We start from the raw sequence: 19,083 nt of genomic DNA, 5'->3' as shown, positions 1-19,083 counted from the left end.
ACAACGCCGTCCTAAAGCACGGACGTTCGACAACCGAAAAGGGCCGTCGCGCCGGGAATCGGGGAGGGGCGTCCCGGGCGGATGTACGAGCGCCGCTTTTACGCCGCGCGCACGCCGTACCCGAGCGCCCCTCTCTCACTCCCGCACGCGCCCGTAACTCAGGCCGCCCGGTCGCACTCCTGCCCGCGCAGCGCCCGCGCGAGATCGTCCCGGGACTCCAGCACCAGCCGCCGCAGCGCCGGGGCCGCGTCCTCGTGCTCGGCGAGCCAGGCGTCGGTCGCCGCGAGGGTCGCGGGGCTGTCCTGGAGACCGGGGAACATCCCCCGCACGACATGCATGCCGATCTGGATGGACCGCTCCGCCCAGATGCGCTCGATCACCTCGAAGTAGCGCTTGGCGTACGGGGCCAGCAGCTCCCGCTGCGAGGACTGCTCGAAGCCCGCGATGGTCGCCTCGACCAGCGCGTTGGACAGCTTGTCCGACTCCACGACCGCCGCCCACGCCTGCGCCTTCACCGCCTCCGACGGCCGCGAGGCCAGGCACCGTACGTGGTGACGCTTGCCGGACGCCGTGTCGTCGCGGGCCAGTTCGGCGTCGATCGCCGCCTCGTTCGCCGCCCCGTGCGAGGCCAGCGGGGAGAGGAAGGCCCAGCGCAGCTCCTGCTCGACGTCGAGACCGTCGATCCGGCCCGTGCCGTCCAGCAGCCCGCCCAGCAGCTGGAAGTCCTCCTCGGACGAGGCGACCGCCGCGAAGAAGCGGGCCCAGGCCAGCTGGTGCTGGCTGCCCGGCTCGGCGGCCCGCAGCTCGCGCAGCGCGCCCTCGGCCAGCGCCCGGCCGCCCTCCTCGCGCCAGTCGGGAGCCGCGTAGTTGACCAGCGCGGACTGCGCCCAGGCGTGCAGCATCTGGACCACGCCGATGTCGCTCTCGCGCCCGGCGTGCGCCAGCACCAGCGCGACGAAGTCACGGGCCGGGAGAACGGCGTCCCGGGTCAGGCCCCACAGCGCCGACCAGCACAGGGCTCGGGCCAGCGGGTCGCTGATCTCGCCCAGGTGCTCGCGGAGCGTGGCCAGCGAGCCCTCGTCGAAGCGGACCTTGCAGTACGTGAGGTCGTCGTCGTTGACCAGGATCAGATCGGGCCGCTCGGAGCCGGCCAGCGCCTCCACCACGGTCCGCTCGCCGGCCACGTCCACCTCGGCGCGCGCGTACCGCGTCAGCCCGCCCTCGGGCGTACGCCGGTACAGGCCGACCGCGACGCGGTGCGGGCGCAGCTCGGGGTGCGAGGCGGCGGCCTCCTGGACGACGGCCAGCTCGGTGAGGACGCCCGCCGCGTCGTACGCGGGCACCGGGGTGAGCGTGTTGACGCCCGCCGTCTGGAGCCAGGAGCGCGACCAGGCGGTCATGTCCCGCCCGGAGGTCTCGGCGAGCACGGACAGCAGGTCCCCGAGGCGGGTGTTGCCGTACGCGTGGCTCTTGAAGTAGCGCCGCGCGCCCTCCAGGAACGCGTCCCGCCCCACGTACGCCACGAGCTGCTTGAGCACGGAGGCGCCCTTGGCGTACGTGATCCCGTCGAAGTTCAGCTTGGCGTCCTCCAGGTCACGGATGTCGGCCGTGATGGGGTGCGTGGAGGGCAGCTGGTCGGCGCGGTAGGCCCAGGCCTTGCGGTTGTTGGCGAAGGTGATCCAGCCGTTGGTGAAGCGGGTCGCCTCGACCATCGAGAAGGAGCCCATGAAGTCCGCGAAGGACTCCTTCAGCCACAGGTCGTCCCACCACTCCATGGTGACCAGGTCACCGAACCACATGTGCGCCATCTCGTGCAGGATGACGTTGGCCCGCCGCTCGTAGGCCGCAGAGGTGACCTTGCCGCGGTAGATGTACTCCTCGCGGAAGGTGACCATCCCCGGGTTCTCCATGGCCCCGAGGTTGTACTCGGGCACGAACGCCTGGTCGTACTTGCCGAAGGGGTACGGGTAGTCGAAGTGGTCGTGGAAGAAGTCCAGGCCCTGCTTGGTGATCAGGAAGACGTCGTCCGCGTCGAAGTGCTTGGCGAGCCCCTTGCGGCACATCGCGCCGAGCGGGATGTCCAGCGTCGTGCCGTCGTCGAAGGTACGGCTGTAGTGGTCGCTCACGTAGTGGTACGGACCGGCGACGACGGCCGTGATGTAGGTGGAGATCGGCTTCGTCTCGGCGAAGGTCCACACCCCGTCCTCATGGGACTCCTCGGCCCCGTTGGACCAGACCCGCCAGCCGGCGGGGGCGGTGACCCGGAAGCGGTAGGGGGCCTTGAGGTCGGGCTGTTCGAAGTTGGCGAAGACGCGGCGGGCGTCGGCCGGCTCGTACTGCGTGTAGAGGTAGACCTCGCCGTCCTCCGGGTCGACGAAGCGGTGCATGCCCTCGCCGGTCCGGCTGTACGCGCAGCGGGCGTCGACCACGAGGACGTTCTCGCCCTCCAGGAGCCCGTCCAGGGCCACCCGGACGCCGTCGAACACGACCGCCGGGTCCAGGGCCTTCCCGTTCAGCGTCACGGCGTCCACACCCGGCGCGACCAGGTCGGCGAAGGTCGAGGCGCCGGCCCGGGCCGAGCGGAACCGGATCGTGGTGAGCGACCGGAACGTCAGCGGACCGCCGTCCCCGCCGGCCCCCTCGGGCTCCCCGACGGCGGACCGCAGGTCGAGGGCGACCTCGTATCCGTCGACGGTCAGCAGCTCGGCCCTCTTCTGGGCCTCGTCGCGGGACAGGTTTTCACCGGGCACGGGCACTCCTTCGTGACGCGCGTCTTGTGTCGTGTTCGAACCTATTGATCCTTGCATGCGTCCTCGCGCGGCGGCAGGCAGGGAATGGGTCGTCCCGGCGAGACGTTCTCGTTCGAAGGCGAACACGCCCTCCGCGCGGCACGCCTGCTGCGGAACACGCCCTTGACGCGCCTTTCAGAGGAGAGACATGTCCGAGAACACCCCGGCGAACGGCAAGACCCCGGTCGACTTCTGGTTCGACCCGCTCTGCCCCTGGGCGTGGATGACCTCGCGCTGGATGCTGGAGGTGGAGAAGGTCCGCGACGTCGAGGTCCGCTGGCACGTGATGAGCCTCGCCGTCCTCAACGAGGACAAGCTGGACGAGCTGCCCGAGGAGTACCGGGACATGCTGGAGAACCAGGCCTGGGGCCCGGTCCGGGTCGTCATCGCCGCCCAGCAGCTCCACGGCGACGACGTCGTCGGCCCCCTCTACACCGCGCTCGGCACCCGCTTCCACAACAACGGCGAAGGCCCCACCCGCGAGGCCGTGGCCGCGGCCCTGAAGGACGTCGGCCTGCCCGAGGACCTCGCGGAGTACGCCGACAAGGACACGTACGACACCGAGCTGCGGGCCTCCCACCAGGAGGGCATCGACAAGGTCGGCCAGGAGGTCGGCACCCCGGTCATCGCGGTCCCCGGCGCGGACGGCGAGCAGGTCGCCTTCTTCGGCCCGGTCGTCACCCCCGCCCCCAAGGGCGAGGAGGCGGCGAAGCTCTGGGACGGCACGCTGCTGGTCGCGTCGATCCCCGGCTTCTACGAGATCAAGCGGACTCGGACGCAGGGGCCGGTCTTCGACTGACGCAGCGCCCGATCCTCGACTGGTGCGGGCAGGAAATCCGCGAGCGCGGGTATCCGTGTGGGGGGAGAATGCCTCCATGCGGATACGCGCGGGCGAGGCGGCCGAGGCCGCCGTACTGACCGACCTGGCCCTGCGGTCGAAGGGGCACTGGGAGTACGACGCGGAGTTCCTGGCCGCCTGCCGCGAGGAGCTGACGATGCGGCCCGCGGAGGTGGCGGCGCGGCGGACGGCGGTCGCCGAGGGGGACGGCCGGATCCTGGGCTTCACCACGCTGGACGGCGAGCCGCCGGAAGGCGCGATCGGCATGATGTTCGTCGAGCCGGACACCATCGGCAGGGGCGTTGGGCGGCGCCTGTTCACCCACACCATGGACGAGGCGCGCCGCCTAGCCTTCACCCGCCTCACCATTGACGCCGACCCGAACGCGGAGCCGTTCTACCGTGCCATGGGCGCGGTCCGGATCGGCGCCACGCCGTCCGGCTCCATCCCGGGCCGCGAGCTGCCGCTGCTGGAGATCGCTCTGGCCTGAACGGCCCCACGAGCCCCCGTGCCGCGGGGCGTTGTCAGTGGTGCGCCGTACGGTGAGCAGCATGCGTATCTCACCGGAGATGATCACGATCGACTGCGCCGACCCCCAGACGCTGGCCGCCTGGTGGGCCGAGGCGCTCGGCGTCGAGGACACCCAGGACTACGACGCGTTCGTCGTCCTCGCGGCCACCCCGCTGGTCCTCGGCTTCCAGCGGGTGCCCGAGTCCAAGCCCGGCAAGAACCGGGTGCACATCGACTTCGCCTCGCCCGACCGCTTGGCCGACGTTGAGCGCCTGGAGAAGCTGGGCGCGACCGTCGTCGGCGAGCAGTCGATGCAGGGGATGACCTGGACGGTCCTGAAGGACCCGGAGGGCAACGAGTTCTGCCTGGCGGACGCGGGCAGCCACTGACCGCCGCCGAGGCCCTACACCTCCGGAACTCTGCGATCCGGAAGCTCTGCGGCCCCGGGGCTACCGGCTCCGGGATCCACGATGTTCAGCGGTGCCCCGCTCGCTGACCCGGCGAAGTGGGAGCCGGATCGGGGTTCGTCGGCCCGGTAGTAGTGCTGGCCGGGGTCGGGGAACTCTGTCCCGTCTCACTGAACCTTGAACGCCTCGGAAGTCCGGCGAAGCGCCGAGCAGACGGATCGCTCAAACTGCGGTGAGATCGATCAAGGTTCAGTGAGACGGGACGAACTCCTAGCGGAGCCTGCGGGAGTCGAGTGCCGGTGTTCATTCGAACGAGTGTCCCCTGCTGCTCTCATGGGGGTGAACGTGGCCTATGCCACGGGCAGTTGTTATGTACTGTGAGTACGTTGATCAGCGTGAAGGCGGATGCGGGGCGCAGGTACCGTGCGTACCCCACCGGGGAGCAGGAGTCGGTCCTGACCCGGGGCATACCGGGCGTGCTCTGTGGAACGTCGCCCTGGAGCAGCGGGTGTATCTGTGGGAGCAGCGGGGGTACACGCTGCGGGCCGTTGAGCAGTGCCAGCACCTCACTGCGGCCCGCGCCGAGCTGGATTGGCTGGGAGACTTGCCCGCGCAGGCGGGGCAGCAGATCCTTCGCCGTCTCGACGCCGCTTATGACAATTTCTGGAACCCGGACCATCCGGCGAGGTTCCCGGCGCGCAAGAAGCGCGGCCATCGCCTGTCCATTCCGTTCCCCGGTCAGGCCGTCGAGGTTCGCAAGCTCAACCGCAAGTGGGCCGAGGTGCGTATTCCGAAGCCGGGACGGCTCCGGTTCCGGTTGTCCCGTGCCATCGGGGGGACGATCCGCAACGTCACCGTCTCGCGGGACGGCAACGGCTGGCACATCTCCTTCGGTGTCCACACCGGGGCCAGGCCCGCCGCCCCGAACGGCAAGCCCGGCTGCGGCGTGGACTTCGGCGTCTGTGCATCTGCGTACGTTTCCACCGAGTCCACCCCGCGCCTCATGCCGCCGTCGCTGACGGACAGCGAGAAGAAGCGGCTCAAGCACCTGGAACAGAGGAAAGCCCGCCAGGTCACGTACGCCAAGAAACACAACGGAGGGAAGTACGGCCGCCGCCTGTGCAGGACGATCGCGGACATCGGCAAGCTCAGGGCCAGGCAGGCCAATCGCCGTCGGGACTTCACGCACAAACTCACCACCGACCTCGCCAAAAACCACGGCTGGATCGGTATCGAGGACCTTCGCGTGAAGAACATGACGGCTTCCGCCAAAGGCACCGGCGAGAACCCCGGCAAGAACGTCAGGGCCAAGGCCGGGCTCAACCGGTCGATCCTGGACAACACCCCCGGCGAACGGCGGCGCCAGCTCGCCTGCAAAGCCCGCCTGTACGGCTCGGAACTGCGGGTCGTACCGCCGTTCCACACCTCTCAGACCTGCGCTGCCTGTGGCCGGGTCGACCCCGAATCCCGCAAGGGATGCGGACGGCTGTTCGCCTGTGTCCACTGCGGACACGCGGACGACGCCGACCACAACGCCTCGGTGGAGATCGAGTCCCGTGCCCGCCGGACCGGTGGCACGGTCACCAACAGCACGCGCAGCGTCCCGAGGACGCGAGTCCCGGCCACCGGCCGGAGGCGGATGCGTGAAACCCCGAAGCCCGCTCACACGAGCTAAGGGGAATCGCCCTCAGACATGGGGGGCGAGCATGGTCAATTGATTCCCAGCACCTGCTCCAGCGGATCGATGAGGAAGTACACGAGGAAGAGCGCCGCCGTGCCCCACAGCAGCCAGTGGACCTCCCGCGCCTTGCCCAGGCACGCCTTGATGACCACGTAGGCGACGAAGCCGGCGCCGATGCCGTTGGTGATGGAGTAGGTGAACGGCATGACGACGATGGTGAGGAAGGCCGGGATGGCGACGTCGTAGCGGTCCCAGTCGATGTGCTTGACCTGGGTCATCATCAGGAACCCGACCACGACGAGGGCCGGCGCCGCCGCCTGCATCGGCACGATGGTCAGCACGGGCGTGAGGAACAGCGCGAGCGCGAACAGCCCACCGGTGACCAGGTTGGCGAAGCCGGTGCGGGCCCCTTCCCCGACACCCGCCGCGGACTCGATGTAGGTGGTGGCCGACGACGAGGACGCGGCGCCACCGGCGACGGCGGCAGCACCGTCGATGAGCAGGACGCGGCCGAGACCGGGCACCTGGCCTCGCTCGTCGAGAAGACCGGCCTCCGCCGTGACACCCACGACGGTGCCCATCGTGTCGAAGAAGTCGGAGAGGATCAGGGTGAAGATGAGCAGGACGACCGTCAGCACGCTGACCTGACCGAACGACCCGAACAGGTCGAACTGCCCCAGCAGCCCGAAGTCGGGTGCGGCGACGGGGTTGCCGGGGATCGAGGGCGACGTCAGACCCCAGGCCTTGATGTCGGCGATCTCGTTGATGACGATGGCGACGACGGTCATCAGAACGATGCTGATGAGGATCGCGCCCTTCACCTTCCGCGCGACCAGGACGATCGTCAGGAGCACGCCGAGGCAGAAGACGAGCATCGGCCAGCCGGTGAGCGTGCCGGTGCCGAGCTGGACGGGGACGGTGGAGTTCGCGGCATCGGGGATACGGGTGACGAACCCGGCGTCCACGAAGCCGATGAAGGCGATGAACAGACCGATGCCGACGCTGATCGCCTGCTTCAAGGGTTGCGGGATGGCGTGCATGATCGCCTCGCGCAACCCGGTCATCACCAGAACACAGATCAGCAAGCCCTCAAGCACGATGAGGCCCATCGCGTCTTCCCAGCTCATCAGGGGCGCGATCTGGAAGGCCACGACGGCGTTGATGCCAAGCCCCGCCGCCAGGGCCAGCGGCAGGTTGCCGCCCACACCCATGATCAGCGTCATCACCGCGGCGACCAGAGCGGTGGCGGTGACCAACTGCACGCTGTCCAGCGTCTCACCGAACTTGTCCTCGGCCCCGCCGAGGATGATCGGGTTGAGCACGAGGATGTATGCCATCGTGAAGAACGTGGCGAATCCGCCGCGTATCTCCCGTATGTAGGACGAGCCGCGCTCGGTGATGCGGAAGAACCGGTCGACGGCGCCCTCCGATCCTGCGGGCTTCGCGTCAGGCGGCGGTGGGCTGGTCGGGCTGTCGTGCATGACGGAGTCTCCTGGGCATGCGGATGAATGAGGGGGACGGGGTGGGCGCCGACGCTCCCCGCAGCGAGTGACAGGCACTGTGCGAACGCACATACGGCACCTTGCGAGCGGATCATACGCGGCGCTCAGGCGATCGCAACTACCCGCGTAGAGCGTGCAGTTGATGCTCTTTCGCTCCTGTGCGTTCCTACGGAATCGACGGCGACCTTTGCCGCCAAACCGGCAGGCAGCCGACAGAGGGCATGGAAGTGACAGTGACAACTCCCCTACTCTCCGTGTGTGCACCCACCACTCCCCTTCAACGCGCGGGCAGCGCGCGCCTTGCGCGAGAAGCTCGGGATGGCCCCCGGTCATGTCGCCTACGGCATGCGCGCGTCCTTCGGTACAACGCACATCACCCCCGAGCACGTGATCGCCTGGGAGCGCGGCACCCACGTCCCGGACGCGGGCGAACTGACGGCGTTGGCAGGCGCGCTGTGGTGCCAGCCGAGTGAACTGATGGGCCACCCGGGCACCTTGCTGGAACACCGCATCGCGCGTGGCGTCTCGGCCGAGGACGTCGCCCGCGCCACGGGCCTGACCCTCGACGCGTACCTGTACATGGAGGAGGCCGGTCACTGGACCGGCGACAAACGACAGTCGGCCAAGCTCGGCGAGGTCCTCCGCCTGCCTCCCCGCGACTTCATCGCGATCACGAGGCTGGAGGAGGAGTTGGCCCGCCTGCTCACGGAGGCGGTCTCCACCCGCTGGCAGGCCCACATCCGCGCCATCGCCAAGCTGGTGTCCATGGACCGCCGCGACCTGAAGGCCCCCTTGCAGGCCATGCAGCAGGACTACCAGGCCCTGATGACGGCCACCCTGAGCCGGGCGGGCGGCACCACGGCATCCGGCGAGGACGGCCGCCGCTACATCGAGAACATCGTCGACCACTTCTGGAGCCGGGTGCCGGGGGCGTCCTGACCGTTGCCGCGGCGGAGCCCGTCAAGAGGGTCGGTCACGGCCCAGGAATGCGGGCCGAGGTGGCGGTCGAAGTGCGCGCACGAGCTGACGGTACGGGTGACCAGGTCGTGGAGGAGTGCCGGGCGCAGGGAAAGGGCGACGCAACGGCTCCGGACCCAGCGGTAGATCCATTATCTCCGTGCGGCGGGGCGCCTGTCACCGTTCTCCGGAATGATCTTTACGCCCCCTTTGCGCCTCTAGGGTTGCCGGCAGAACGCAAAGTGCCGACCTGATCGGGGAGTTGAGAGTGACGCACGACGTTGCCGCACTGGCGGTGGAACTCACCGACATGGCCGCGGCCGATCACCGGACCGCAGTCCACGCGAACAGCGACGATCCCGCCGAGCAGTTGGCCTGGCGGCGGCTGACCGCCCGGCACGGTGACCGGCTCGGCGAGATCATGGCGGAGTACGGCTGGCCGACGGCGGAACTGGTCGGCTAAGAAGCCGCACGTGCGGCATGGCTGGTCGCTCAGCACGCCGACCGGCAGCTCGACATTCAGCGTCGCGCCCTTCAGCTGATGCAGCAGGCGGTGTCGGCGGGCGCGGCCGGCCCACGCGAACTGGCCTTCCTGCACGACCGCACAGGTGTCAATGAGGGCCGTGAGCAGATCTACGGCACGCAGATCGCCGGGGTGAAGGACGGTGCACCGGTTCCGTGGCCCTGCGAGGAGCCCGAGCGCGTGGATGAACTCCGGGCGACAGTCGGCATCGAGCCCTTCGGCGAGTACGTCGCCCGGTTCTCGTAGGCGTGACCGCCCCGCAGGCCCGCCCTACGCACCCCCCGGCGCCGCCGCCTCCAGCTCCGCGACCGTGCCCGACATCACCGTACGGATATGGCGCGTGAGGTGCTCCGCCGGCCAGTCCCACCAGGCCACCGCCAGCAGGCGCGCGATGTCCGCCTCCTCGTACCGGGTACGGATCAGGCGGGCCGGGTTGCCGCCGACGATGCCGAAGTCCGGGACGTCCGAGACGACCACGGACCGGGCGCTGACGATCGCGCCGTGGCCGATCCGGACGCCCGGCATGATCACCGCCTCGTAGCCGATCCAGACGTCGTTGCCGATCACCGTGTCACCCCGGTCGGGGAGGCCCGTCAGCAGGTCGAAGTGGTCGGTCCAGGAGCCGCCGAGCGTGGGGAAGGGGAACGTGGACGGGCCGTCCATGCGGTGGTTGGAGCCGTTCATGATGAACCGCACCCCCGTGGCCAGCGCGCAGAACTTGCCGATCACCAGGCGCTCCGGGCCGTAGTGGTACAGCACGTTCCGGGTCTCGAACTCCGTGGCGTGCTCGGGGTCGTCGTAGTACGCGTAGTCGCCCACCTCGATCAGCTCCGAGGTGACCAGCGGCTTCAGCTGCACCACGCGCGGCTGGCCGGGCATCGGGTGCAGGACGGTGGGGTCCGCGGGGAAAGGGGTGGGGGCAGATGACACGGGGTCGCTCCGGGACGGGGTGAGGGTGGGCAGACGGAGACGTGGATCATCGTGGCATTCGGGGCCGGTGCCGCGCGACGCGTTTCCCGCCCGGGCGGGATGGGACGATGCGGTGGTGCTGGAGGCGATCGACGCGGTGAACTGGGGCGACCTGCCGGGCCCCCGCGACCTGTACGAGTCCGACCGCGTCGCCACCGGCCTGCGCGCCCTCGCCACCGCGAAGGGGCTCGTTCAGGCCGCCGGCGCCGGCTCGCTCCTGGCGGGCGGCGGGCTCGTGCACGATCACAGCGGGGCCGTGTTTCCCGCCGCCGTGACCGCCGCGCCGATCCTGCTCGCCATCGTGCGGGACGGCCATCCGGACGCCGGGGCGACCGCCCTCGGGCTCCTCGACGACGCCCTGGCGTTCGCCATCCGCGACCGGCACACCCGGGTCGCGACCTCGTACGCCGAAGCCGTCCCGCTCTGCTGCGCCCTCGCCGACCACCTCCGACACCACGCCGGTCTGCTCGCCGCGTCCGGGGCCGAGGGCAGGTGGCTCCTCGCCGATGCCGCGCACCACTGGCGGTTCGACGTCCAGGAAGCCGTCGTCGAGGGGGACGGAGTCGTGGCGTTCGGGGCTCTCGCAGGCTGCTTCCCGGGCGGTACGCAGCCGGCGGAGCTTCACCGCGCCGGACACGTCACCCCGCTCGCCGTGCAGGTCGCGCCGCACTACCCGCTCAGCGACCGGAGTCCCGACGAGGCGTGCCTGCGCATCGACGGCGCACGGCTGGACGAAGTCGCCCCGCCCGCCGTCCTGTTCCCCGGACGGTGTGGCTCCGGATCCGCCGACCGGTAACCCCCTACGCGGCCCCCGCCCCGCACCCCAGCGAGAAAGGCTCCCCCACCCGGAACGGCTCCCCCTGCGACCAGTCCGCCGCCACGCCCCGCATCACCAGCGCGCTGTCCAGCACCGCGCTGCCCGGCGGGAAGCGGTCCAGGTCCTCGAAGAACGAGGAGCGTACGTGGCGCGGGCGGCCCGCCGTCACCTTCCAGGCGTCCGTGGAGAGTTCGAGGACGTCCAGGTGTGTGCCGCCCGCGTTGGGGGAGAGGCCCAGGCTGCCCCGGCGGAAGAACTCCGACGCCTCCGCCAGGTCCGTGAACAGGCCGCTGCCGTGCAGTTCCCCGGCCGGCTCCACCGTGGCGTCCACCTCCACCTCGCCGTCCCGGGTCGCGAAGGCCACCCGTACGGCGTCGGGGTCCTCCCGCACCGTGAAGTCCGCGCGGCCGTGCTCGCCCGGGTAGATCCGGCCGCCCGCGAAGGCGTTGAGGCGGGAGGCGGTGTCGCGGCGCGGGATGTAGACGCCCTGCTGGACGCCGTCCGGTCCTTCCCACTCGACGGAGATCCGGTGCGCCGCGTTCTCGCTGGTCAGCCCGGTCGCGGCCGGGGCCCAGGCGGGGCGGACGCCGCCGACCCGGAGCAGGCAGATCCCGGCCACCGCCTGGCCGCGCACCAACTGGGGGCGCAGCGGCGCGGGCAGCAGGGCCGCCGCGACGTGCGGGTCCACCCGGTAGTTCACCAGGAGGCGGCGTTCGATGACGCTGGACAGCCGGGGTCTGATCATGAGGCGTCGCCTTCCGGCGCTGAGCGCCACTTGGTGTTGCGGAGCACGATCTGCTCGGGGCAGACCGTGCTGAGGAAGCGGCCCACGCACAGGGCGAGCCGCTCCTCGGCGAGCGAATAGAGGATGCGGTTGGCGTCCCGGCGCTCCGTGACGAGCCCCGCCCCCTTCAGTACGCCCAGGTGGCGCGAGATGGACGGGGCGCTGATCGAGAACCGGCTCGCGATCTCCCCGGCGGCCAGCTCGCCGCCCCGCAGGTCCTCCAGGATCTGGCGGCGGGTGGGATCGGCGAGCGCGCGGAAGGCGCTCGCCTCGTCATCGGACGGAACGGCGGGTGATTCCATGTGTGCATGTTTAGCACATGAGCTAAACAGCTAAGTAGTGGCCATGGAAGAGCCCCCGCGAGTCACGTCCTCGCGGGGGCTCTTCTTTCATCCGCCTGCCGAAGTGAAGGTTGAGAAGACGATCACGAGGCAGGACGATTCCGGCGGGCCGGCGTCACTCAGGGGGCGAGCAGCAGCACGTTCACGCGCTCCTTGGCCGCCGCGTAACGCTTCGCCACGTCCTGCCAGTTGACGACCTGCCACATTGCCTCGATGAAGTCCACCTTCTGGTTCTTGTACTGCAGGTAGAAGGCGTGCTCCCAGGCGTCGAAGACCAGGATCGGGACCGAGCCCTGGCCGACGTTGCCCTGGTGGTCGTAGACCTGCTCGACGATCAGCTTGCCGCTGACGGGCTCGTACGCGAGGACGCCCCAGCCTGAGCCCTGGGTGGTGGCCGCGGCCTTCGTCAGCTGGGACTTGAAGCCCGCGTAGGAGCCGAAGGACTCGGTGATCGCGTCCGCGAGGTCGCCCACGCCGTCCGCCGCGAGGGGCTCGCCGCCGCCGTCGCCGGTCATGTTGTGCCAGTAGATCGAGTGCAGGATGTGGCCGGAGAGGTGGAACGCGAGGTTCTTCTGGAGGCCGTTGATCGCTCCCCAGGCCTCCTTGTCGCGGGCCTCTTCCAGCTGCTCCAGGGTGTCGTTCGCACCCTTGACGTACGCGGCGTGGTGCTTGTCGTGGTGCAGCTCGATGATCTGCGGGTTGATGACCGGTTCGAGCGCCGCGTAGTCGTACGGGAGTTCCGGGAGCGTGTACGTGGCCATGGTTCGAACCCTCCGACTGCTGGGAATGCCGTCCAGTTGTTATTGCAACCTATATGCAGGAGCAATCTAGGAGCAGGCTAACAGCAGGACGGTCCGCGAAGTGATCAGCCCTTCGGCCTAGGACCAGCGCCCCTGCCCTTCGCCGTTTTGTCGCGCAAAGGTGATTTGCTCCTACTTCAGTGCTGCGTACGCCGTCGCGCGTTTGATCCCGTCGTTCCGGGGGACCCGGCCCAGCAGCCGGGCGGCCGGTGCCGGGACCGCGTGCGCGCCGCCCGCAGCCCGCCCACCCCGCTGACCAGGAGGACTCGATGGCACCCCCCAACGCCCCCGAAGCGACGGACGGCCCGGACCGCGGCCGCGATCCGCGACTGGCCCCGCCCCTGGCCGAGGCGGCGGGCTGGGGGCCGCTCGACGTCCGCGCCGTCGACACCGTGCGGGCACTGGCCGCCGACGCCGTGCAGAAGGCGGGCCACGGCCACCCGGGCACCGCGATGAGCCTGGCCCCGCTGGCGTACCTGCTGTTCCAGCAGGTCATGCGGCACGACCCGGCCGACGACCAGTGGATCGGGCGCGACCGCTTCGTGCTCTCCTGCGGCCACTCCAGCCTCACCCTCTACATCCAGCTCTACCTGAGCGGGTACGGGATGGAGCTGGACGACCTCAAGGCGCTGCGCACCTGGGGGTCCATCACCCCCGGCCACCCCGAGTACCGCCACACCCGGGGCGTCGAGATCACCACCGGACCGCTCGGCCAGGGGCTGGCCTCCGCCGTCGGCATGGCCATGGCGGGCCGCCGGGAGCGCGGGCTCCTCGACCCCGACGCGCCCGCCGGGACCAGCCCCTTCGACCACCATGTGTACGTCGTCGCCTCCGACGGCGACCTGATGGAAGGCGTGACGGCCGAGGCCAGTTCGCTCGCCGGACACCAGGAGCTCGGCAATCTGGTCGTCTTCTACGACTCCAACCACATCTCCATCGAGGACGACACCGACATCTCCTTCAGTGAGGACGTCACCGCCCGGTACGCCGCGTACGGCTGGCACGTCCAGACGGTCGACTTCACCCGGACCGGCGACTACGTCGAGGACGTCGACGCCCTGCTCGCCGCCGTCGAGGCCGCGAAGAGCGAGAGCGGCCGGCCCTCCCTGATCCTGCTGCGCACGATCATCGGCTGGCCCGCGCCCACCAAGCAGAACACCGGCAAGGCCCACGGTTCCGCGCTCGGCGACGACGAGGTCGCCGCGACGAAGAAGCTGCTCGGCTTCGACCCGGACGCCGACTTCACCGTCGAGGACGACGTACTGGAGCACGCCCGCGCGGTCGTCGAGCGCGGGGCCTCGGCCCACCGCGCCTGGGAGCCCCGCTACCAGGTGTGGCGCGCCGCCCACCCCGAGCGCGCCGCACTCCTCGACCGGCTGCGGGAACAGAAACTGCCCGAGGGCTGGACCGACAGCCTGCCCGTCTTCGACGCCGACCCCAAGGGCATCGCCACCCGCAAGGCCTCGGGCGATGTGCTCACCGCGCTGGCCCCCGTGCTGCCCGAACTGTGGGGCGGTTCGGCCGACCTCGCGGGGAGCAACAACACCACCATGGAGGGCGAGCCGTCCTTCGTGCCGGAGTCCAAGCAGACCGGCGAGTTCCCCGGCAACCCGTACGGCCGCACGCTCCACTTCGGCATCCGCGAGCACGCCATGGGCGCGACCCTCAACGGCATCGCGCTCCAGAGCCTCACCCGCCCCTACGGCGGTACGTTCCTGATCTTCAGCGACTACATGCGCCCCGCCGTCCGGCTCGCCGCCCTGATGAAGCTGCCGGTCACCTACGTCTGGACCCACGACTCCATCGGCCTCGGCGAGGACGGCCCCACCCACCAGCCCGTCGAGCAACTGGCCGCACTCCGCGCGATCCCCGGCCTCGACGTCGTACGGCCCGCCGACGCGAACGAGACCTCCGTCTGCTGGCGCACCGTCCTGGAGCACCACGACCGGCCCGCCGGTCTCGCCCTGACCCGCCAGCCGCTGCCGGTCCTGGAGCGGGGCGGGGGCGACGGCGCGTACGCCTCCGCAGAGGGGGCCGCCCGGGGCGGTTACGTCCTCGCCGACAGCCGGGGCGACACCCCGGACGTGATCCTCGTCGGCACCGGATCCGAGGTCCACATCGCCCTGGAGGCACGGGAGTTGCTGGCCACCGACGGAGTCGACGCACGGGTGGTCTCGATGCCCTGCCGTGAGTGGTTCGCCGACCAGTCGTACGCGTACCAGGACGAGGTGCTCCCGCCCGGGGTCCGGGCCCGGGTGAGCGTCGAGGCGGCCGTCGCCCAGGGCTGGCGGGACGTGGTGGGCGACGCGGGCCGCATGGTCAGCCTGGAGCACTTCGGCGCGTCCGCCGCCTACCAGCGCCTGTACGAGGAGTTCGGCATCACGGCCGGCGCGGTCGCCGAGGCCGCGCGGGACAGCATCCGCGCTGCCGCCGGACCCGTTCGGCCCGGCGGGGAGCGGCCCGGCGCGACCCCGACCGAAGGCGGCACCGGGGACGCCGGTTAGGCCCCGGCCCTGCCCGGACCGCGCACCGAAAAAGCCATCCCGATCGATCGACGTACACAGGAACAGGAGCCCCATGTCCCCCGCACGCACCCCCCGTTACACCGTCCCCGGCCTCGGCGTCGACGAGGGCCGCCAGGTCATCGACCTCCTGACGCTGCGCCTGCACGCGCTCAACGACCTCGCGCTCACCCTCAAGCACATCCACTGGAACGTGGTCGGGCCGCACTTCATCGCCGTCCACGAGATGCTCGACCCGCAGACCGCCGCCGTACGGGACATGGCGGACGCCGCCGCCGAGCGCATCTCCGCCCTCGGCGGCGAGCCGAACGGCACTCCGGGCGCCCTGGTCAGGGAGCGCACCTGGGACGACTACAGCGTCGGCCGCGCCGACGCCATCGCCCACCTCGGCGCCCTGGACCTCGTCTACACCGGGATCATCGAGGACCACCGCGCCGCGGTCGAGAAGGCCGGCGCGATCGACCCCGTCACGGAGGACCTGCTCATCGAGCACCTGCGCGGACTGGAGCAGTTCCAGTGGTTCGTCCGGGCCCACCTGGAGTCCAGCTCCGGCGCCCTGTCGAACGCCGGAGCCGACACCGAGGAGGCGGCGGCCGAAGCCGCGTCCCCGAAGCGGGCCGCCGCCAAGCGCACCCCAGCCACGAAGACGGCGCTGCCCGCCCCGGCGAAGAAGACCGCGGCGAAGAAGACCGCCAAGAAGGCGGTGAAGAAGACGACGGCGAGCCGGCGCACCACCCGCTGACACCTGCCACGGAGGGGCGGTCGGCCCGGACGCTTCGCCCGAGCGCCGTCGTCGGCCGCCCGCTACCCCCGCAGGTCCTCCCTGGCCTGGACCGCGATGTCCGGGAAGTCCGTCACCACCGCGTCCACGCCCTGCCCGTAGTGGAAGGCGTACTCGGCGAACGCGTCGCCGAAGGCGTCCGGGTCGGTGCCCCGGCGGTAGGCCGCCGGGAGGTACTGGTTCTCCGCCCGGAAGGTGTACGCGCCGACCTTCAGGCCCGCCGCGTGGGCGTCCGCCAGCAGGGTGTTCGGCGGGACCAGCGAGGACTTGTCCGGGCCGATCCAGTCGGCGTACGAGGCGATCTCGCGGAGCCCGGCCGGGGTCATCATGTCCCGGTAGGTGATCCCGTGCCCGTACGGGCCGCCGCTCGTGCCCAGCGCCTGCCACAACGGGAGGCCGAGGCGGGCGGCGGCCACCCGGCGCAGGCTGCCGGGCTCGAAGGACTGGACGACACAGTCCCGGGCGGTCAGCCGGTTGCGGCGGATCACCCGGATCAGTTCCTCCTCCAGCGGCAGCCCGATCGAGCGGAAGTACGTCGGGTGCTTCGTCTCCGGGAACACCGCGATCCGCCGGCCCGACTCCCGCGACAGCCGCCGGGCCAGGTCCACGACCTCCTGGAACGTCAGCACCCGGCCCCGCCCGTCGAAGACCGTGTTGCGGTTCCGGACCAGCGGCAGCCGCTCCACCGTGCGCAGCGTCCGCAGCTCGCGCAGCGTGAAGTCCTCGGTGAACCAGCCGGTCACCGCCTTGCCGTCGACCGTCTTCGTGGTGCGGCGGTCCGCGAACTCCGGGCGCCCCGCGACATCCGTCGTCCCGCCGATCTCGTTCTCGTGCCGCACGACCAGGACATGGTCCTTCGTCGGCACGAGGTCCGGCTCGATCCAGTCGGCCCCGGCCCGTACGGCATAGGTGTACGCGTCGGCGGTGTGCTCGGGCCGCCAGCCCGCCGCCCCGCGATGCCCGATGACCAGGGGGCCCGACGGGCGGTGGGGGTGACGGTCCCCGGCGGGGGCGGCGACGGCCGGGGCGGCGGCCGCGGCGGTGACGGCTGCGGTGGCCAGGAGGATCGAACGGCGCCTGGGGGCAACGGACATGACGGCTCCTCGGATGGGGTGAGCCATCACGGAAGCGAGCACGCGTGACGGCCCGGGGTACGGCGCCCGGCCCTGCGATGTCCTGTCGGCCACGGATGCGCGCCGCGCCGGGGTCCGGCACCGGAGCGCGAGAGGCCGAAACGCCGAAACGCCGGGCTCCGCCCCGATGGTACGAGGAGGAGCCCGGCGTTCGTAGAGGCCGTGCGGGAACCGCAGCCGTACAGCTGGGCAGGAAACCACAGCCGTACCGCTGGGCGCGAACTACTTCCGCTGCGCCGGGATCTCCGCCGCGGTGCCGGTGCCGGCCCCCGTGCCGTCGTCGGCTCCCTCGTCGCCCCGCCGCCGCTGCCGCAGCAGGCCGAGGCCGATCAGTACCACCGTCAGCGCCCCCGTGGCCAGCAGCTGGTCACGGGTGTCCGGCTGGCGCAGCATCAGCAGGAAGATGCCCACCATGGCCGCCAGCGCGACGATCGTCCCGACGGGGAAGAACCACATCCGCACGACGAGCGTCTGAGGTGCCTCCCGCTCGGTGCGCCGACGCAGGATCAGCTGCGAGGCCGCGATGAAGATCCACACCACCAGGATCACCGCGCCGATCATGTTCAGCAGCCAGGGGAAGACGTCGTCGGGGCGCCAGTAGCTGAGCAGCACGCACAGGAACCCGAAGACCGAGGAGAACATCACCGCGTTGCGCGGAACCCCGGAGGAGATCTTGCCGAGCACGGACGGGCCCTGGCCGCGGGCGACCAGCGAACGGGCCATCCGCGACGCGCCGTAGATGTTGGCGTTCATCGCGGAGAGCAGCGCGATGAGGATGACCACGTTCATGATCTGCGCCGCGCTCCCGACGCCCAGGTGGTCGAGCATCGCGTAGAACGGACCGACCTCGGCGACCTTCGGGTCGTCCCAGGGGACCAGCGTGACGATGACCGCCATCGAGCCGATGTAGAAGACGGCGATGCGCCACATCGCCGTACGGACCGCCTTCGCGACGCCCTGCACCGGGTTCTCGGACTCGGCCGCCGCGATGGTGACGGTCTCCAGACCGCCGTACGCGAAGACGGAGGCGAGGAGTCCGATGATGAAGCCGTCCATGCCCTTCGGCAGGAAACCGCCGTCACCCGTGAGGTTGGTGAGGCCGGGCGCGTCCGTGTCGGGCAGCACGCCGAAGATCGCCAGCAGGCCGAGCACCAGGAACAGCGTGATCGCGATGACCTTGAGCGCGGCGAACCAGAACTCGAACTCGCCGAAGTTCTTCACGGCGGCCAGGTTCGTCCCGAGGAAGATCACCATGAACAGGGCGACCCAGGCCCACTCCGGGGTCCCCGGCAGCCAGCCGCTGACGATCTGCGCGGCGCCGATGCCCTCCAGGCCCACGGCGACGCAGAGCAGGAACCAGAAGGACCAGCCCGCGGTGAACCCGGCCCACGGGCCGATCGCCCGCTCGGCGTGCACGGAGAAGGAGCCGGACGCCGGGTTGGCGGCCGACATCTCGCCGAGCATGCGCATCACCATCATGACGAGCAGCCCGGATATGGCGTACGCGATGATGATCGAGGGTCCGGCGGCGGCGATCCCGGCGCCCGAGCCGACGAAGAGTCCGGCGCCGATCACCCCGCCGAGGGCGATCATCGAGAGGTGGCGCTGCTTGAGGCCGTGGGTGAGCGCGGAGTCCGCCGAGGGCCCTGCGGGGGCCGCGGAGTCTGCGGTGGGGGGAGACGCGGAGGTCCGAGGCATGGACGAGCTCTGTTCGTTAGCTGAGACAGGG

General features: G+C 70.7%; 16 protein-coding genes and 1 pseudogene. 9 read left to right on the top strand and 8 right to left on the bottom strand.

The genetic code is table 11. The annotated features are described in order from the left end of the window. Positions 1-158: 158 nt before the first annotated feature. Positions 159-2,750 (bottom strand): aminopeptidase N, encoded by a 2,592-nt coding sequence (pepN, locus tag WQO_RS11000; RefSeq protein ID WP_010062998.1) that lies wholly within the window; start codon positions 2,748-2,750, stop codon positions 159-161. Positions 2,751-2,937: 187 nt separating this feature from the next. Between pepN and WQO_RS10995 the strand changes: the two genes are divergently transcribed. The 4 genes from WQO_RS10995 to WQO_RS10980 all read left to right on the top strand — a co-directional run bounded on the left by WQO_RS10995 (position 2,938) and on the right by WQO_RS10980 (position 6,219). After that, a complete protein-coding gene (locus WQO_RS10995; RefSeq protein WP_010062997.1) occupies positions 2,938-3,588 on the top strand; it encodes a mycothiol-dependent nitroreductase Rv2466c family protein in 651 nt (216 codons plus the stop codon). A gap of 76 nt (positions 3,589-3,664) precedes the next feature. Beyond that, on the top strand, positions 3,665-4,117 hold the full coding sequence (locus WQO_RS10990; protein WP_010062996.1) for a GNAT family N-acetyltransferase: 453 nt from the start codon (positions 3,665-3,667) through the stop codon (positions 4,115-4,117). A 61-nt stretch (positions 4,118-4,178) separates the two neighbouring features. Continuing rightward, positions 4,179-4,526: a VOC family protein gene (locus WQO_RS10985; RefSeq protein WP_010062995.1), complete on the top strand. Its 348-nt coding sequence runs from the start codon at positions 4,179-4,181 to the stop codon at positions 4,524-4,526. A gap of 526 nt (positions 4,527-5,052) precedes the next feature. After that, a complete protein-coding gene (locus WQO_RS10980) occupies positions 5,053-6,219 on the top strand; it encodes an RNA-guided endonuclease InsQ/TnpB family protein (protein WP_010062994.1) in 1,167 nt (388 codons plus the stop codon). A gap of 35 nt (positions 6,220-6,254) precedes the next feature. On the opposite strand, the gene WQO_RS10975 is transcribed toward WQO_RS10980, so the two are convergent. Next, positions 6,255-7,706 carry an NCS2 family permease gene (locus WQO_RS10975; protein WP_010062993.1) on the bottom strand — a complete coding sequence of 484 codons (1,452 nt, stop codon included), beginning with the start codon at positions 7,704-7,706 and terminating at the stop codon, positions 6,255-6,257. A gap of 339 nt (positions 7,707-8,045) precedes the next feature. Here WQO_RS10975 and WQO_RS10970 point away from each other — a divergent pair, with 339 nt between their 5' ends. After that, on the top strand, positions 8,046-8,666 hold the full coding sequence (locus WQO_RS10970) for a helix-turn-helix domain-containing protein (protein ID WP_010062992.1): 621 nt from the start codon (positions 8,046-8,048) through the stop codon (positions 8,664-8,666). Between the two features lie 286 nt (positions 8,667-8,952). Further along, positions 8,953-9,453, top strand: a pseudogene (locus tag WQO_RS10965) (DUF6624 domain-containing protein). 24 nt (positions 9,454-9,477) lie between these two features. Here WQO_RS10965 and WQO_RS10960 read toward each other — a convergent pair. Further along, a complete protein-coding gene (locus WQO_RS10960; protein ID WP_063897875.1) occupies positions 9,478-10,086 on the bottom strand; it encodes a CatB-related O-acetyltransferase in 609 nt (202 codons plus the stop codon). Positions 10,087-10,252: 166 nt separating this feature from the next. On the opposite strand from WQO_RS10960, the gene WQO_RS10955 reads away from it, so the two are divergent. Beyond that, complete coding sequence (locus WQO_RS10955; protein WP_237274117.1) at positions 10,253-10,972, top strand: hypothetical protein; 720 nt, start codon at positions 10,253-10,255, stop codon at positions 10,970-10,972. 4 nt (positions 10,973-10,976) lie between these two features. Here the strand turns inward: WQO_RS10955 and WQO_RS10950 are convergent, their stop codons facing one another. The 3 genes from WQO_RS10950 to WQO_RS10940 all read right to left on the bottom strand — a co-directional run bounded on the left by WQO_RS10950 (position 10,977) and on the right by WQO_RS10940 (position 12,879). Continuing rightward, positions 10,977-11,738 carry a DUF2071 domain-containing protein gene (locus tag WQO_RS10950; protein WP_010062986.1) on the bottom strand — a complete coding sequence of 254 codons (762 nt, stop codon included), beginning with the start codon at positions 11,736-11,738 and terminating at the stop codon, positions 10,977-10,979. Continuing rightward, the gene (locus WQO_RS10945) at positions 11,735-12,079 is read right to left on the bottom strand and encodes a metalloregulator ArsR/SmtB family transcription factor (protein ID WP_010062985.1); all 345 of its coding nucleotides are present in this window, start codon (positions 12,077-12,079) and stop codon (positions 11,735-11,737) included. Before WQO_RS10945 ends, WQO_RS10950 begins: the two co-directional genes overlap by 4 nt. A 158-nt stretch (positions 12,080-12,237) precedes the next feature. Then, entirely contained in the window at positions 12,238-12,879 is a 642-nt protein-coding gene (locus tag WQO_RS10940; protein WP_003969159.1) for a superoxide dismutase, read from the bottom strand. Between the two features lie 308 nt (positions 12,880-13,187). Here WQO_RS10940 and tkt point away from each other — a divergent pair, with 308 nt between their 5' ends. Then, positions 13,188-15,422, top strand: coding sequence for a transketolase (gene tkt, locus WQO_RS10935; protein ID WP_010062983.1), 2,235 nt, complete (start codon positions 13,188-13,190; stop codon positions 15,420-15,422). Positions 15,423-15,495: 73 nt separating this feature from the next. After that, complete coding sequence (locus WQO_RS10930) at positions 15,496-16,182, top strand: Dps family protein (RefSeq protein WP_010062982.1); 687 nt, start codon at positions 15,496-15,498, stop codon at positions 16,180-16,182. Between the two features lie 62 nt (positions 16,183-16,244). Here WQO_RS10930 and WQO_RS10925 read toward each other — a convergent pair whose 3' ends face one another. Continuing rightward, complete coding sequence (locus tag WQO_RS10925) at positions 16,245-17,315, bottom strand: glycerophosphodiester phosphodiesterase family protein (RefSeq protein WP_010062981.1); 1,071 nt, start codon at positions 17,313-17,315, stop codon at positions 16,245-16,247. Between the two features lie 261 nt (positions 17,316-17,576). Continuing rightward, the gene (locus WQO_RS10920) at positions 17,577-19,052 is read right to left on the bottom strand and encodes an amino acid permease (protein WP_029182538.1); all 1,476 of its coding nucleotides are present in this window, start codon (positions 19,050-19,052) and stop codon (positions 17,577-17,579) included. Between the last annotated feature and the right edge of the window lie 31 nt (positions 19,053-19,083).

Source organism: Streptomyces globisporus C-1027 (assembly GCF_000261345.2).
In the GTDB taxonomy this organism is placed as follows: domain Bacteria; phylum Actinomycetota; class Actinomycetes; order Streptomycetales; family Streptomycetaceae; genus Streptomyces; species Streptomyces pakalii.
This window is presented reverse-complemented; position numbering and strand designations above follow the sequence as displayed.

Excerpts from the sequence above, each read along its gene's own strand:
- WQO_RS10995 (WP_010062997.1), top strand. The coding sequence starts at position 2,938 with ATGTCCGAGAACACCCCGGCGAACGGCAAGACCCCGGTCGACTTCTGG.
- WQO_RS10990 (WP_010062996.1), top strand. The coding sequence starts at position 3,665 with ATGCGGATACGCGCGGGCGAGGCGGCCGAGGCCGCCGTACTGACCGAC.
- WQO_RS10985 (WP_010062995.1), top strand. The coding sequence starts at position 4,179 with ATGCGTATCTCACCGGAGATGATCACGATCGACTGCGCCGACCCCCAG.
- WQO_RS10975 (WP_010062993.1), bottom strand. The coding sequence starts at position 7,706 with ATGCACGACAGCCCGACCAGCCCACCGCCGCCTGACGCGAAGCCCGCA.
- WQO_RS10970 (WP_010062992.1), top strand. The coding sequence starts at position 8,046 with ATGGCCCCCGGTCATGTCGCCTACGGCATGCGCGCGTCCTTCGGTACA.
- WQO_RS10960 (WP_063897875.1), bottom strand. The coding sequence starts at position 10,086 with ATGCCCGGCCAGCCGCGCGTGGTGCAGCTGAAGCCGCTGGTCACCTCG.
- WQO_RS10950 (WP_010062986.1), bottom strand. The coding sequence starts at position 11,738 with ATGATCAGACCCCGGCTGTCCAGCGTCATCGAACGCCGCCTCCTGGTG.
- WQO_RS10945 (WP_010062985.1), bottom strand. The coding sequence starts at position 12,079 with ATGGAATCACCCGCCGTTCCGTCCGATGACGAGGCGAGCGCCTTCCGC.
- WQO_RS10940 (WP_003969159.1), bottom strand. The coding sequence starts at position 12,879 with ATGGCCACGTACACGCTCCCGGAACTCCCGTACGACTACGCGGCGCTC.
- tkt (WP_010062983.1), top strand. The coding sequence starts at position 13,188 with ATGGCACCCCCCAACGCCCCCGAAGCGACGGACGGCCCGGACCGCGGC.
- WQO_RS10930 (WP_010062982.1), top strand. The coding sequence starts at position 15,496 with ATGTCCCCCGCACGCACCCCCCGTTACACCGTCCCCGGCCTCGGCGTC.
- WQO_RS10925 (WP_010062981.1), bottom strand. The coding sequence starts at position 17,315 with ATGTCCGTTGCCCCCAGGCGCCGTTCGATCCTCCTGGCCACCGCAGCC.
- WQO_RS10920 (WP_029182538.1), bottom strand. The coding sequence starts at position 19,052 with ATGCCTCGGACCTCCGCGTCTCCCCCCACCGCAGACTCCGCGGCCCCC.